The following is a 13,959-nucleotide window of genomic DNA, read 5'->3' as shown; positions in this document are numbered from 1 at the left end:
CGACGATCTTGGTGCGGCGAGCGGGTAGGGCGGAATGGGGCATGCCGGAGTCTCCTGTGGGCCGTGTGAAAGGTGTCGGCCATTCGGTGGTGCAGAATCCTGTCACCATAGCTCATGTGTGGTTTTTTTACTAAGAGCTTGTCTTTCGACTAAGGTCTGGGAATACGACGCTGGCGCTGAGTTGTCCGGATTTTTGCTTTTCTTACCGCAGGTTGCGTGGGGTGCGATGACAAGTGGCACCATATTTTGTTGTAAAGTTACTAAAAATGGCTTGTGTCTGGCGCTCGCGTGATTCACATTGGAGGGAAACATGAGCCGTCGGCCTGTCCGGTCCGGGCATCTCGGATCGCCCCGGTGCCTTTCCGCCCATCGGCTCAGCCATATCCATGAGTACGGTACCGAATCGCGAGGACGACACCATGACACTCAAGATCGCCATCAACGGCTTTGGTCGAATCGGCCGCAATGTCCTGCGTGCGCTGTATGAAGGGGGGTATCGCGACCGCGTACGCGTCGTGGCCATCAATGACCTGGGAGATCCCGCCCTCAACGCGCACCTCCTGCGCCACGATACGGTCCATGGTCACTTCCCCTTCGAGGTGGGGCACGACGAGTCGAGCCTCAGCGTCGATGGCCAGCGCATCGAGATCCTCTCCGAGCGCGATCCGTCGAAGTTGCCCTGGGGGGATCTCGGCGTCGATCTGGTCATGGAATGCACCGGCCTGTTCACCAAGCGTGAAGCCGCCGCCCAGCACATCACCGCCGGCGCCAAGCGCGTGCTGGTGTCAGCGCCCAGCCCGGATGCCGATGCGACCATCGTGTACGGCGTCAACGAGGACGTCCTGACCTCGGAACACAAGGTGGTCTCCAATGCGTCCTGCACCACCAACTGCCTGGCTCCGGTCGCTCAGGCGCTGCACGACCGTGTCGGCATCGAAACCGGTCTGATGACCACGGTGCATGCCTACACCAATGACCAGAACCTGTCCGATGTCTATCACAAGGATCCCTATCGCGCCCGTAGCGCTACCCACTCGATGATTCCGACCAAGACCGGTGCGGCAGCAGCCGTGGGCCTGGTGCTGCCGGAGCTCAATGGGCGTCTCGATGGCCTGGCGGTGCGCGTGCCGGTGATCAACGTTTCCCTGGTCGACCTGACCTTCACCGCCTCGCGGGAAACCAGCATCGAGGAAATCAATGCAGCCGTCGAAGAAGCTGCGGCGGCATCGCCGGTCATGCGCGTCAACGCCCAGCCGCTGGTGTCCATCGACTTCAATCACGATGCTAATTCGTCTACATTCGACGCCAACCATACCCGGGTCAACGGGCGTCTGGTGAAGGTGATGGCCTGGTACGACAACGAGTGGGGCTTCTCCAATCGCATGCTCGATACCGCCCTGGCCATGCACGCCGCGAGCAACGGCGAGCGTAACGTCGCCTGACGCTCGTTCCCGCTCGAACGACCCGACGCCGGGGCGGTTGCCGCCCCGGCGTCGTCTTGTGCAAGGAAGGCATGCATGCTGCCCGATTACGGCTGGCTGACCTGGACGCTGATCATTGTCTCCACCTACCTGACCGGGGTGTCCAAGGGCGGCTTTGCAGGTGGTTTCGGGACGCTCTCGGTGCCCTTGATGGCCTTGGCCATCGGTCCCATCGAGGCAGCCGGCCTGTTGCTGCCGTTGCTGCTGGTCATGGACCTGTTCGCGGTCGAGGCCTGGTGGGGAGAACACGATGCGCGCGAGGTGCGCCGTCTCGTGCCCGGCATGGCCCTGGGGGTCGTGGCCGGCACGCTCTTGATCGGCTCGCTCGACGAAAACCATGTTCGGCTGTTGCTGGGCGTGGTGTCGCTGCTGTTCGTGGCCTACATGATCGTCAAGCCGGGGGCATCGCGCCCCATCCACGCGCTCTGGGCCTGGCCGGCGGGCATGGGCGTGGGACTGACCAGCTTTCTCGCCCATGCCGGGGCGCCGCCGATGAACCTCTACCTGGTGCCACGTCGGCTTTCCAAGCGCGCCTTCATTGCCACCTGCACTGTGTCGTTCGCCGCGGTCAACCTGATGAAGCTGCCGCCGTACCTGTGGCTCGGCGAGATCAACCTGACCAGCGCCTGGGCCTCGCTGGCGCTGGTGCCGGTGGCCTGGTTTGGCGTGCGCAGTGGTCTCTGGTTACAGCATCGGGTCAACGAGCGGCTGTTCTATCGGCTGGTGATCCTGGCCATGGCCATCGTCGGCGTGCAATTGATCGTCAAGGCGCTCTCGTAGGAGTGGTGACGTCGCGTTGGCGCGGGCAAAAAAACCCCGCCGGAGCGGGGGAAGAGACGTCTGGACAGGACGCGAGAGAGCCTACTGCCTGACGATCCATTCGTGAGCCGGGTCGTTCTGGAACTTCCACTGTCGCTTGGGGCCGGCCATCACATTGAGGTAATAGAGCTCGTAACCATGTGGTGCGCCCACTGGGTGATAGCCACGAGGCACCATCACGCAGCAGCCGTTTTCCACCGCCATGGTTTCGTCCAGCGAGCGGTCGTCGGTATAGACGCGCTGGAAAGCGAAACCCTGGGAAGGATTGAGACGGTGGTAATAGGTTTCCTCGAGAATCGACTCTTCCGGCAGGTTGTCCACATCATGCTTGTGGGGCGGGTAGCTGGACCAGTTGCCCGCCGGGGTGTAGACCTCCACCACCAGGAGGCTGTCGGCCGGCTCGGTCTCCGGCAGGATGTCCTGGATGTGTCGGGTGTTGGTGCCGCCACCACGGGTGCTTTGCTTGATCTGGTGGGGGGCAATTAACCGTGGTTCATGGTTGCCGTGCCCGGGAGCGCTGCACACCGCCAATTCCATGTCGGTGGTGGCGTCCACGCTGAACTCCACGCCATCGGGAAGATAGACGGCGTAAGGCGGTACCTTCTCGAAGATATCCATGCGTTCACCGATATCCTCCCAGCGGTGTTCACCGCTGGTCACGGAGGCCCGGCCGGAGAGCAGCACCAGACAGTGTTCGCGGTTGCCGGTGTTGCCTTCGATCTGCTGTCCTTGGGTCAGCTTGTGCACGCGAAAGCCGACATGATCCCAGCCGGCGGATGCTGGCGTGACCTCCAGAACCTTGCCTTGAGTATCGGGTTCGTTCGGGCGAACCAGTAGCGAAGTCATCGTGACTCTCCTCGAGTTGTCGTGGGTCTCAGCCGATCTCGTCAAGCGTGATGCGGCGGCCTTCGTGGCGCGAGCGTTCGGCTGCTTCGGCCAGGCGCAGTGCCTGGAGACCATCGTTGGCGCCGGCCAACGGTGCGCGTTGTTGTCTCCAGGCATCGATGAAGTCGTCGATCTCGTGGCGATAGGCCTCGGCATAGCGTTCCAGAAAGAACCACTTGGGCTTGTCTTCTACCTGGCCGGGCTCGCCGGTGAAGCGCAGTCGGGTGTCGCTCTCGTTCTGCGCCTGGAGCATGCCGGCGCTACCGAAGGCCTCGATACGCTGGTCGTAGCCGTAGCTGGCGCGTCGTGAATTGCTGATATGGCAGAGCCGGCCGCTGTTGGTGATCAAGGTGACCATGGCGGTATCCACGTCGCCGACTGCGCCGATGCCGGGGTCGATCAGACAACTTCCTTCGGCGTGAACCTCGGCGATGGGTTCATTCAGCAGCCAGCGGGCCATGTCGAAGTCATGGATTGTCATGTCACGGAATATGCCGCCAGAGGCGCCGATGTATTCGGTGGGTGGCGGTGCCGGATCGCGGCTGATGATGGTGAGTGTCTCGAGATTACCGATCCGACCTTCCATCACGGCACGCTTCAGGGCGGCGAATTGCGGGTCATGACGGCGATTGAACCCCAGAGCGCAGGTCACCGGATGCGACTCCAGCACCCGGAGTGCCTCGACGGTGCGGGCCAGGTCGAGAGCGATGGGCTTCTCGCAGAGCACGGCTTTGCCGGCGCGAGCGGCGCGTTCCAGATAGTCGGCATGGGTCGGTGTGCTCGAGGCGATCAGTACGGCATCGATCTCGTCATCTTCGAAGATGGTATCGGCATCGAGTGCCCGGGCGCCGTATTCGGCGGCCAGGGCCTCGGCAGTCGGAGCATGGAAGTCAGCCACGGCGGCCAGGGTGGCCTCGGGATGCTCGTCGATGGTCCGGGCATGAACCTTGCCGATACGCCCGGCGCCGATCAGGGCGAGTCTCATGGCGGTGTCCTCTCGTTATCGGTGAATGGTCGTGTACTGTCCGATCACACTTGCCCCGCATCGCTGTCAGACAAGGAGTGATCCCTGGCCTTGTCCTGGCGCATGCCCAGTGAGATAGCCAGGGTCTGGGTCAGGCACAGCGAAGCGGTCAGGCCGCGGAAACTCTTGACCTCCGCTTCGTGCACCACCAGCGAAACGTCGGCGATGCGGGCCAGGGGGCTGAGATTGGAGTCGGTGATCACCACCAGTGGGACTCCGCGCTTGCAGGCCTCGTCTGCCAGTTCACGTGTTTCCTGGGCATAGGGCGAGAAGCTCACCACCAGCAAGGCATCGTTATCGCCAATAGCCTTGAGTTGTTCGTCATACATTCCCCCCAGGCCATTGACCAGGAAGGTGCGCTTGTCGATGTGATGCAGCGCATAAGTCATGTAACTGGCCACCACGAAGCTGCGTCGCGCCCCCATCACGTGGATGGCGCTGGCTTGCTCAAAGATGTCCAAGGCGCGCTCCAAGTGGCGCGGATCAATGCGACTCGGCAGTTGTTCCAGCACCTCTCGATTGGCATCGGCAAACTCCCAGAGCAACTGGGTGCTGTCCGGGGTCTCGCCGGTGGCGGATCGCACAGCGTGGATACGCTCGTTGTAGTTGGGCAACTCGTCCACCAGTCGCGAGCGAAACAGCCGTTGCATCTCGGAGAAGCCAGTGAACCCGAAACTGTTGGCGAAGCGGATCAGGGTCGAGGGTGTCACATCGGCCTGCTTGGCGAGCTGAGCAACGGTAGCGAAGGCCACCTCCCGGGGGTGGTCGAGCAGGAAGCGTGCAGTCTGTTGCAAACGGCGGCTCAGGGCCGGGTAGTCTGCCGTGATGCGGGTTTCCAGCTCCTCGAAATCCTGGGGTGTCTGATTCATGTGGGGATCCTCGTCTTCGCCGCAAGGACGTTGACTTCCGGTGCGTTCATCTCGGGGCAGTCTAGGTTAAATGGAACATATATTCTATTAATACCAAAGTATGGAATATTTTGTTTTGTTGTTTTTGGAAATGGAACCTATATTCCATCACGTCATTGCGCTGAATGTTGCTTCCACACAACGATAATCGAGAGAGGAATTTCATCCATGGCACGTCTATCACATTGGCTGCTGGCCTCGACCACCGCGGTGGCGCTCATGGCCGGAACAGTACAGGCACAAGAAGAGAACCGCTTCGTCATGGTGACCCATGGCGTTCCCTCCGACCCCTTCTGGTCCGTAGTCAAGAACGGTGCCGAAGCGGCTGCTGACACGGTAGGAGCAGAATTGGAGTATCGCGCCCCGTCGACCTTCGACATGGCCAAGATGCAGCAACTGGTCGAGGCGGCTGTGGCCTCCGACCCGGATGGCCTGATTGTCTCTTTCACTGATGAAGATGCATTGGGAAGCATCGTCCAAGAGGCCTCCGACAACGGCATTCCAGTGATCACCATCAACTCTGGAGGCGATGTCGCGCAGAAGTATGGGAGTCGTCTGCATGTCGGCCAGAGCGAGTATGAGGCAGGCAAACAGGCCGCTGAGCGCATGCAGGAGATGGGCGTCGAGAAGGCGATCTGTGTCAACCATGAGCAGGGTAACCAGGGCCTCGACCAGCGTTGCGACGGCTTTCTCGAGGGGTTTGATGGCAGTGCCGAGCAGTTGGCCACTACCTATGATCCGACGTCGATCCGCAATTCCATCGTTGCCTATCTCAACGAGAACAGTGATGTGCGCGGCATCCTGACGCTGGGGGCAGTGGCTGCCGAACCCATGCTCCAGGCCATGCGAGAGCAAGGCGCCACCGACATGTTCACCCTTGGCACCTTCGATCTCTCTCCCGGCATCCTCGAGGCTCTCGAGGCAGATGAACTGGATTTTGCCATCGACCAGCAACAATACCTGCAGGGCTACTTGCCGGTGATGTTCCTTGATCAGTTCGCCAGGAATGGCTTGCTGCCGGCCGGCGACGTTCCTACCGGTCCCGGCTTCGTCACTCCGGACAACGCCGCTCAGGTCCTCGAGCTGAGCGAGCAGGGCATCCGCTGAACATCATCATGCATGCAAGGGCCCGTCTGACGGGCTCCGGGAGTCGACCATCATGAAGTCCAATGCATCCCCTCAAACCGATGCGGTGGAGTCGCAAGACGAGCGTCTCCAGAAGGTTTCGTTCTGGAAGAGGGCGTTGAGCCGTCCTGAGCTGGGCGCCCTGGCCGGTACTGTTCTGGTGCTCGCGTTCTTTATCGTGGCTGCCAGTGGCACTGGTATGTTCACGCCGGCGGGTATCGTCAACTTCCTCGAAGTGGCGGCTCAATTGGGGATCATTGCCACCGCTGCTGCCCTGCTGATGATCGGTGGTGAGTTCGATCTTTCCATTGGTTCGATGATCGGTCTGGCCGGCATTCTCATCGCCATCCCTGCCGTGGAATACGGCTGGCCCCTGTGGGCGGCCATCATACTGGCTTTCTCCTGCGCGGCTCTGGTGGGCTGGATAAATGGCAACCTGGTCAACAAGACGGGGCTGCCTTCGTTCATCGTGACCCTGGGGTTCCTGTTCATCCTGCGGGGCCTGGCGATCGGTATCAGCCGCCTGCTGACTGGCCGTACCCAGATCGGTGGGATCCACGACCATATTCCGGGTGACTGGTTTGCGGCCCTCTTCTCGGGGGAGGTCGCGACAGGGCTCTTTGCCTGGATGGCCTCGCAGGGCTGGATCGCCACCAACTTTGCCGGCAACCCGGTAGTGACCGGTGTCCCGGTTTCCATCGTCTGGTGGCTGGCCCTTACCGCCTTGGCGACCTGGGTGTTGCTCTGCACCCCTTACGGCAACTGGATATTCGCTAGCGGGGGGGACGCCAATGCAGCGCGCAACTCCGGCGTGCCGGTCCACCGCGTCAAGATCTCGTTGTTCATGTTCACGGCCTTGTCCGCGACGATCTTTGCTTGCCTCCAAGTGATGGATACCGGTTCGGCGGACACCATTCGTGGCCTGCTCAAGGAGCTGGAAGCGATCATCGCTGTTGTCATCGGCGGTGCGTTGCTCACCGGCGGTTATGGCTCGGCCATCGGTGCCGCGCTCGGTGCTCTGATCTTCGGCCTGGTGCAGATGGGCATTTTCTATACCGGCGTCAATACCGACTGGTTCCAGGTTTTTCTCGGCGTGATGCTGCTGGTGGCCGTGCTCTTCAACAATTTCATGCGTAAGAAGGCGATGGAGGCCAAGTGAGATGAGCGAACGTACGCCCATGATCGAGATGTGCAACGTCAGCAAGCACTTCGGCAGTGTCATCGCCCTGAGCGATATCTCGGTACAAGTTCATTCCGGTGAAGTCATGTGCCTGCTGGGCGACAATGGTGCCGGCAAGTCGACCCTGATCAAGACGCTGTCGGGAGTCCATCAGCCGACCCATGGCGAGATACGGCTGGATGGCACGCCAGCTCGCTTCAAGTCGCCAGCCTATGCTCTGGATGCCGGCATTGCCACCGTCTTTCAGGACCTGGCGATGATCCCGCTGATGTCGATCACTCGTAACTTCTTCATGGGTCGCGAGCCCACCGTGGGCTGGGGACCATTCAAGCGTATCGACTGGAAGCTGGCCGACCGTATCGCCAAGCAGGAAATGGGCAAGATCGGTATCGATGTGCGAGATCCCAGCCAGCCGGTAGGCACGCTCTCCGGCGGTGAGCGACAGTGCGTGGCGATCGCTCGAGCGGTCTATTTCGGGGCCAAAGTGTTGATTCTCGACGAGCCGACCTCGGCGCTTGGGGTCAAGCAGGCATCGGTCGTGTTGCGCTACATCGCCAAGGCGCGGGCAGATGGCCTGGCGGTGATCTTCATTACCCACAACGTTCATCACGCCTATCCGGTAGCGGACGCCTTCACCCTGCTCAAGCGTGGCGGCAGTCTCGGCACCTTCCGGAAGGAAGATATCAGCCGAGAGGAAGTGCTCAACATGATGGCCGGCGGTGCCGAACTGGAGAGTCTGGATGCTGAGCTGGCCGAGTTTCAGCGCAGTGACACCGAGCGCGCCGCCGCCGACACATCCGGTGTCCGACCTCCTCTTGCTGCCGGCCAGTGAAGGGCGCAACAGCCATGAACTCATGTCACGACGCGCCCCTTTTCACCCTAGCTGCCTGCGCCGAGATGCTGTTTCGCGACCTGCCGATCACCGAAAGGATCGCCCGGATCGATGCTCTGGGCTTCCAGGTGGAGATCTGGGACTGGAGTCGTCACGACATCAAGGCGCTGGCAGCTACCGGCGCGACGTTCTCCTCCATGACCGGCTATCTCGAGGGCACCCTGGCGGACCAGGAAGGTGCCGACCGGCTGGTGGCGACGGCCCGGGAGTCGATCGCCGTGGCCAAGCGACTGGGGGGCCCTCGCCTCAATTTGCACGGCACTGGTCTCGACGGTCAGGGCTTGCCGGTTCAGCCGGGGGCCGAGATGACCGGGCCCATGTGGATAAGAGCGGCGGATACACTGCATCGCCTGGCGGATCTCGGCCAGCAACATGGCGTGACGTTCGTGCTGGAAAACCTCAATACCACGGTTGATCACCCTGGAGTGCCCTTTGCCCGTGCCGAAGACGTGCTGGCATTGGTGGAGAGTGTCGGTCGCCCGGAGATACGGATCATGCTCGATCTCTATCACGCCCAGATCGGTGAAGGAAACCTGATCGAGCTGGTGCGTTGCTGTGCCCCCTATATTGGCGAGGTTCAGGTTGCCGATGTTCCGGGACGCTGTGAGCCCGGTAGCGGTGAGATTCACTATCCAGCCATTGCCCGCGCGCTGAAAGAGATCGGCTATCGAGGCACGGTCGGCCTGGAGGGTTGGGCCTCCGGTGACGATGAGCTGGCCCTGCGCTGTTTCCGGGATGCTTTCACCCTTTAATTCCCTGACTGGATAGCGTCGTGACGTCCGGGCAGTGGCTGGACGGGCTGCTCGGCCATCGTCGGGGCGTGATACGACAAGCGATGCGGAGAAACGCTATGCAAGAGATGAAACCCGACAACAGACCGCTGGATCTGATTTGCCTTGGCCGCGTCGCCGTCGATCTTTATTCGGAGCAGGTTGGTAGCCGTCTGGAAGATGTCTCGAGCTTTGCCAAGTACCTCGGTGGCAGCTCCGGCAACATGGCCTATGGAACCGCTCGCCTGGGCCTCGAATCGGCCATGCTGTCTCGAGTCGGCAATGAGCAGATGGGTAACTTCGTGCGCGAGGAACTCGAGCGCGTGGGGGTTGATACCAGCGCCCTGCAGACCGACCCTGAGCGCCATACCGGCCTGGTGTTGTTGGCGCTCAAGGATCGCGACAGCTTTCCGCTGCTGTTCTACCGTCGTGATTGTGCCGATATGGCCATCGATCATGAGGCCATCGACCCGGCCTTCATCGCCCGTGCCAAGGCGCTGGTCATCACCGGCACCCACCTGTCTGCCGAGACCCCTGCCAGGGCCTGCCGCAAGGCGCTCGACGCCGCCTCTGATCATGGCGTCAAGCGGGTGCTGGATATCGACTACCGGCCGGTACTGTGGGGCCTGACCACCCCCGGCGATGGTGAAACGCGCTTTATCGCCGACGACAAGGTGACCACCGATCTTCAGGCCTGGCTTTCCGACTTTGACCTGATCGTTGGCACCGAGGAAGAATTTCATATCGCCGGCGGGAGCACCGATACCCTGGCTTCACTGCGTGCTGTGCGTGAACTCAGCGAGGCAACCTTGGTGTGCAAGCTCGGCGCCCTGGGTTGCGTGGTCTTCGAGGGTGAGATCCCTGAGCGTATCGAAGACGGCATCCTGGTGGAGGGCGTCGAGGTCGAGGTGCTCAATGTGTTGGGTGCCGGTGATGCCTTCATGAGCGGATTGCTCAGGGGCTGGTTGAGGGGAGCAAGCTGGGAGACCAGCGCCTCCTACGCCAACGCCTGCGGCGCCCTGGTGGTCTCGCGCCATGGCTGTGCCCCGGCCATGCCCACCGAGGAGGAATTGTTCGACTACCTGGGCCGTCGCGACGCGGTGCCTCGGCCCGACCAGGACGAACGCCTCAACCACCTGCATCGGGTCACTACCCGCACGCTCGTCGATTGGTCCCAGGTCTGTGGCCTGGCCTTCGATCATCGCCGCCAGCTCACTGACATGGCCCGCGACGTCAAAGCCGACCCGACACGCATCCCGGTGCTCAAGCAGCTGCTGGTGCGGGCCGCCGAGGAGGGCGCGCGGCGTACCAGGCTCGACAAGCCGGCGATCCTGGTCGATGACGTCTTCGGCCAGGACGCCCTCAACGACGCCACTGGCAGGGGCTGGTGGATCGGCCGTCCGGTGGAATTGCCGAGTTCCCGACCGCTACGTTTCCAGCATGGCGACGACCTGGGCAGCCGCCTGCGGCATTGGCCTCGCGAGCACATCATCAAGTGCCTGGTGTTCTACCACCCGGATGACCCGATGTCGTTGCGTCTGGAACAGGAAACTCGGTTGCGTCAGCTCTATCAGGCGGCCTGCGCCAATGGACTGGAGCTGCTGATCGAGGTGATCCCGCCGGCCGGCATGGCAGTGGACGACACCACTCTGCCGCGTAGCCTGCAGCGGCTCTACAACCTGGGAATCCGCCCCGATTGGTGGAAGTTGCCGGCCATGTCCGATACCGCCTGGGACGCGGTCAGCCGGGCTATCGACGACAAGGATCCCTATTGCCGTGGTGTGGTGTTGCTGGGCCTGGATGCCTCGATGGACGACATGAAGCGTGGTTTCGCGGCCGCCGCCCGTAACGACCGATGCAAGGGCTTCACCGTGGGGCGAACCCTGTTTGCCGGCCCCAGCCGCGAATGGCTGGCCGGCACCATCGACGACGCCCGGCTGATCGACCGGGTTGCCAGCAACTACGCCGAATTGATCGAGGAATGGCAGCGTCTGCACAGCGTCACGTCCAGAGTGGAGGAAGTCTGATATGAACGCCGTTCGACTCACCATGGCCCAGGCCCTGGTCAAGTACCTGGCGGTCCAGCGCATCGAATGCGAAGGCCGTGAGATGGCATTGTTCGAGGGAGTGTTCGGGATCTTCGGTCACGGCAACGTGGCCGGCCTGGGGGAGGCGCTCTATCAGGCCCGCGAGGCACTTCCCACGTATCGTGCCCACAACGAACAGACCATGGCGCATGCCGCTATCGCTTTCGCCAAGGCTAATGGTCGACGCCGCATGATGGCGGCTACCAGTTCCATTGGCCCCGGGGCTACCAACATGGTCACGGCCGCCGCCCTGGCCCATGCCAATCGACTGCCGATCCTGCTGCTGCCGGGAGATACGTTCGCCAGCCGTGATCCTGACCCGGTACTGCAACAGGTGGAGCATTTCGGTGATCCCACCATCACGGTCAACGACTGTTTCCGTCCGGTGTCGCGCTACTTCGATCGCATCACCCGTCCGGAGCAACTGCTGACCAGCTTGCCCCAGGCCATTGCCACGCTGCTTGATCCGGAACACTGCGGTCCAGCGACCCTGGCGTTGCCCCAGGACGTCCAGACCTTCGCCTACGACTATCCCGAGAGCTTCTTTGCGCCGCGCGTGCACCGTATTCGTCGTCCCCAGCCGGATCCCCGCGAGTTGGAAGCGGCCATTGCCGCATTGGCCCGCGCCGAGCGACCGCTGATCATCGCCGGTGGAGGTGTGCACTACGCTGGTGCCTGCGAACGCCTTGGTGAGTTCGCCCGAACGCATGGCGTGCCGGTGGCCGAGACCCAGGCTGGCAAGGGCGCTTTGCCCGATATTCATCCCTGTGCGGTGGGGGCTATCGGCGTCACCGGGAGCGAGGCGGCCAACCTCCTGGCCAGGGAGGCGGACCTGATCCTGGCCGTGGGTACCCGCCTGCAGGACTTTACCACCGGCTCGCGGGCACTCTTCGAACGCGATGACCTGACCCTGGTGGCCCTGAACGCGGGACGCTTCGACAGCCAGAAACATCACGCCCTGCCGTTGACCGGCGATGCTTTCGATGGGCTGGTAGCGCTGGGCTCCGGCTTGGTCGACTGGCGACCCTCCGACGCCTGGCGGGGGCGGGCCGATAACCTCAAGCGTGAATGGGCCGAGGTGGTGGCACGTGTCACTGCCGATGAGGGACATGAGTTGCCCACTGATGCTCAGGTGATTGGGGCTGTGAACCGGCAGGCCGGTAATGATGGTACTGTCGTCTGCGCCGCCGGCGGTCTGCCGGGAGAACTACACAAGCTGTGGCGGTGTGCCGGCCCCGGCAGCTATCACGTTGAGTACGGCTACTCCTGCATGGGTTATGAGATCGCGGGCGGTCTGGGGGTCAAGATGGCTCACCCCGATCGCGAGGTGTTCGTGATGGTGGGGGACGGCTCTTACCTGATGCACAATTCGGAGCTCGCCACCTCAGTGATGTTGGGCCAAAAGTTGATCGTAGTAGTGCTCGACAATCGTGGCTTTGGCTGTATCAACCGCCTTCAACAGGGCACCGGCGGCGCCGGTTTCAACAACCTGCTCGACGACTGCCTGACCATCGAGAGTGGCGCGCCCAAGACCGATTTCGCTGCCCATGCCCGTGCGCTGGGGTGCGAGGCCGAGAATGTACGCGACATCCAGGCGTTGGAAGGCGCTCTGGTACGTGCCCGTCAAGCCGAGACCACTTACGTCATTGCCCTGGACACCGATCCTCTGCCCAGCACCGCCGAAGGTGGTGCCTGGTGGGAGGTGGCAGTGCCCGAAGTCTCGATGCGCGAGCAGGTCAACGAGGCCTATGCAAGTTATCGAGAGGCCAAGCGACGCCAGCACCGCTGATAGCCGACTACCTGATGGTTCGTCGACTTTTCCGTTTACTTGAAAAGGGGGACAGGCTGTGTGGCCTGCCCAATGAAGGAGAGTTCATACATGTCCATCGTACGCCTGGGGATCAATCCGCTGACCTGGACCAATGACGACATGCCGTCGCTGGGCGGCGATACCCCTCTGGAAACGTGCCTGTCCGAGGGCCGGGAGGCGGGCTTCTCCGGGTTCGAGCTGGGCAACAAGTTTCCCCGTGATCCCGACGTGCTGGGCCCGATCCTCCAACGGCACGACCTCTCCCTGGTTTCCGGCTGGTACAGCAGCGAGCTGCTGACCCGCAGCGCCGAGGAAGAGATCGAGGCCATCAAGCCGCACCTGCACCTGCTCAAGTCGCTGGGCGCCAAAGCGATGGTGTTCTGCGAGGTCAGCCACTGCGTGCATGGTCGGCGCGATGTGCCGCTTTCCCATAGTCCGGGCATGAACGAAGCGCAGTGGCAGACCTTCATTCCGCGCCTCAACCAGGTGGCCGACTACTGTCTCGAACAGGGCGTGCAGATTGCCTATCACCACCATCTAGGCACGGTGGTCGAGACCGAAGCGGAAGTCGATCGGCTGATGGCCGAGGCCGCCCCCTCGGTCGGGCTGTTGCTCGACTCGGGCCATCTGGTGGGTGCCGGGGGAGATCCCATCGCCGTCCAGCAGAAACATGCCGAGCGCATCGTCCATGTGCATTGCAAGGACATTCGCCGCGAGGTGCTGGAAGATGCCCGCAATCGCGATCTCAGTTTTCTGGACGGCGTGCTGAACGGCATGTTCACCGTGCCGGGCGACGGCTTCATCGACTACATCACCCTCTTCAAGGGGCTGCGCGACAGCGGCTACGAGGGCTGGGTGGTGGTCGAGGCCGAACAGGACCCTGCCGTGGCACACCCGCTGACTTATGCCCGCCTGGGCTGCGATAACCTCAAGCGCTTCTGTGCCGAGGCCGGATTGACCGTTACCGAATGACTGATC

At 62.2% G+C, this 13,959-nt stretch carries 12 protein-coding genes; 9 read left to right on the top strand and 3 right to left on the bottom strand.

Going from position 1 to position 13,959, the window contains the following annotated elements; all coding sequences use genetic code 11:
• Positions 1 to 419 precede the first annotated feature (419 nt).
• Positions 420 to 1,442, top strand: a complete 1,023-nt coding sequence (gene gap / locus HSDC_RS14225) for a type I glyceraldehyde-3-phosphate dehydrogenase (RefSeq protein ID WP_064700608.1) — start codon at positions 420 to 422, stop codon at positions 1,440 to 1,442.
• A 75-nt stretch (positions 1,443 to 1,517) separates the two neighbouring features.
• Positions 1,518 to 2,261 carry a sulfite exporter TauE/SafE family protein gene (locus HSDC_RS14220; RefSeq protein WP_064700607.1) on the top strand — a complete coding sequence of 248 codons (744 nt, stop codon included), beginning with the start codon at positions 1,518 to 1,520 and terminating at the stop codon, positions 2,259 to 2,261.
• Positions 2,262 to 2,342: 81 nt separating this feature from the next.
• Here HSDC_RS14220 and iolB read toward each other — a convergent pair whose 3' ends face one another.
• From iolB to HSDC_RS14205, 3 genes are read right to left on the bottom strand one after another with little or no spacing between them, the layout of a single operon-like run.
• A complete protein-coding gene (gene iolB, locus HSDC_RS14215; protein ID WP_064700606.1) occupies positions 2,343 to 3,146 on the bottom strand; it encodes a 5-deoxy-glucuronate isomerase in 804 nt (267 codons plus the stop codon).
• A gap of 28 nt (positions 3,147 to 3,174) precedes the next feature.
• Positions 3,175 to 4,170 (bottom strand): inositol 2-dehydrogenase, encoded by a 996-nt coding sequence (iolG, locus tag HSDC_RS14210; protein ID WP_064700605.1) that lies wholly within the window; start codon positions 4,168 to 4,170, stop codon positions 3,175 to 3,177.
• A gap of 44 nt (positions 4,171 to 4,214) precedes the next feature.
• Complete coding sequence (locus HSDC_RS14205) at positions 4,215 to 5,078, bottom strand: MurR/RpiR family transcriptional regulator (RefSeq protein WP_064700604.1); 864 nt, start codon at positions 5,076 to 5,078, stop codon at positions 4,215 to 4,217.
• 207 nt (positions 5,079 to 5,285) lie between these two features.
• On the opposite strand from HSDC_RS14205, the gene HSDC_RS14200 reads away from it, so the two are divergent.
• The 7 genes from HSDC_RS14200 to iolE all read left to right on the top strand — a co-directional run bounded on the left by HSDC_RS14200 (position 5,286) and on the right by iolE (position 13,953).
• The gene (locus HSDC_RS14200) at positions 5,286 to 6,224 is read left to right on the top strand and encodes a sugar ABC transporter substrate-binding protein (RefSeq protein ID WP_064700603.1); all 939 of its coding nucleotides are present in this window, start codon (positions 5,286 to 5,288) and stop codon (positions 6,222 to 6,224) included.
• A gap of 52 nt (positions 6,225 to 6,276) precedes the next feature.
• The gene (locus HSDC_RS14195; RefSeq protein WP_064700602.1) at positions 6,277 to 7,401 is read left to right on the top strand and encodes an ABC transporter permease; all 1,125 of its coding nucleotides are present in this window, start codon (positions 6,277 to 6,279) and stop codon (positions 7,399 to 7,401) included.
• A 1-nt stretch (position 7,402) separates the two neighbouring features.
• Positions 7,403 to 8,254, top strand: a complete 852-nt coding sequence (locus tag HSDC_RS14190; RefSeq protein WP_064700601.1) for an ATP-binding cassette domain-containing protein — start codon at positions 7,403 to 7,405, stop codon at positions 8,252 to 8,254.
• Between the two features lie 14 nt (positions 8,255 to 8,268).
• Positions 8,269 to 9,066, top strand: a complete 798-nt coding sequence (locus HSDC_RS14185) for a TIM barrel protein (RefSeq protein ID WP_064700600.1) — start codon at positions 8,269 to 8,271, stop codon at positions 9,064 to 9,066.
• A gap of 98 nt (positions 9,067 to 9,164) precedes the next feature.
• Complete coding sequence (locus HSDC_RS14180) at positions 9,165 to 11,111, top strand: bifunctional 5-dehydro-2-deoxygluconokinase/5-dehydro-2-deoxyphosphogluconate aldolase (protein WP_064700599.1); 1,947 nt, start codon at positions 9,165 to 9,167, stop codon at positions 11,109 to 11,111.
• Between the two features lies 1 nt (position 11,112).
• Positions 11,113 to 12,960, top strand: coding sequence for a 3D-(3,5/4)-trihydroxycyclohexane-1,2-dione acylhydrolase (decyclizing) (gene iolD, locus HSDC_RS14175; RefSeq protein WP_064700598.1), 1,848 nt, complete (start codon positions 11,113 to 11,115; stop codon positions 12,958 to 12,960).
• Between the two features lie 90 nt (positions 12,961 to 13,050).
• The gene (iolE, locus tag HSDC_RS14170; protein ID WP_064700597.1) at positions 13,051 to 13,953 is read left to right on the top strand and encodes a myo-inosose-2 dehydratase; all 903 of its coding nucleotides are present in this window, start codon (positions 13,051 to 13,053) and stop codon (positions 13,951 to 13,953) included.
• The last annotated feature ends 6 nt before the right edge of the window (positions 13,954 to 13,959 follow it).

The sequence above is a fragment of the Halomonas caseinilytica genome, from assembly GCF_001662285.1.
Taxonomy (GTDB): Bacteria; Pseudomonadota; Gammaproteobacteria; order Pseudomonadales; family Halomonadaceae; genus Halomonas; species Halomonas caseinilytica.
This window is presented reverse-complemented; position numbering and strand designations above follow the sequence as displayed.

What these genes read in the sequence shown, in the direction of transcription:
- iolB (WP_064700606.1), bottom strand. Translation starts at nt 3,146, where the DNA reads ATGACTTCGCTACTGGTTCGCCCGAACGAACCCGATACTCAAGGCAAG.
- iolE (WP_064700597.1), top strand. Translation starts at nt 13,051, where the DNA reads ATGTCCATCGTACGCCTGGGGATCAATCCGCTGACCTGGACCAATGAC.
- HSDC_RS14190 (WP_064700601.1), top strand. Translation starts at nt 7,403, where the DNA reads ATGAGCGAACGTACGCCCATGATCGAGATGTGCAACGTCAGCAAGCAC.
- HSDC_RS14180 (WP_064700599.1), top strand. Translation starts at nt 9,165, where the DNA reads ATGCAAGAGATGAAACCCGACAACAGACCGCTGGATCTGATTTGCCTT.
- HSDC_RS14205 (WP_064700604.1), bottom strand. Translation starts at nt 5,078, where the DNA reads ATGAATCAGACACCCCAGGATTTCGAGGAGCTGGAAACCCGCATCACG.
- HSDC_RS14195 (WP_064700602.1), top strand. Translation starts at nt 6,277, where the DNA reads ATGAAGTCCAATGCATCCCCTCAAACCGATGCGGTGGAGTCGCAAGAC.
- iolG (WP_064700605.1), bottom strand. Translation starts at nt 4,170, where the DNA reads ATGAGACTCGCCCTGATCGGCGCCGGGCGTATCGGCAAGGTTCATGCC.
- gap (WP_064700608.1), top strand. Translation starts at nt 420, where the DNA reads ATGACACTCAAGATCGCCATCAACGGCTTTGGTCGAATCGGCCGCAAT.
- HSDC_RS14200 (WP_064700603.1), top strand. Translation starts at nt 5,286, where the DNA reads ATGGCACGTCTATCACATTGGCTGCTGGCCTCGACCACCGCGGTGGCG.
- HSDC_RS14220 (WP_064700607.1), top strand. Translation starts at nt 1,518, where the DNA reads ATGCTGCCCGATTACGGCTGGCTGACCTGGACGCTGATCATTGTCTCC.
- HSDC_RS14185 (WP_064700600.1), top strand. Translation starts at nt 8,269, where the DNA reads ATGAACTCATGTCACGACGCGCCCCTTTTCACCCTAGCTGCCTGCGCC.
- iolD (WP_064700598.1), top strand. Translation starts at nt 11,113, where the DNA reads ATGAACGCCGTTCGACTCACCATGGCCCAGGCCCTGGTCAAGTACCTG.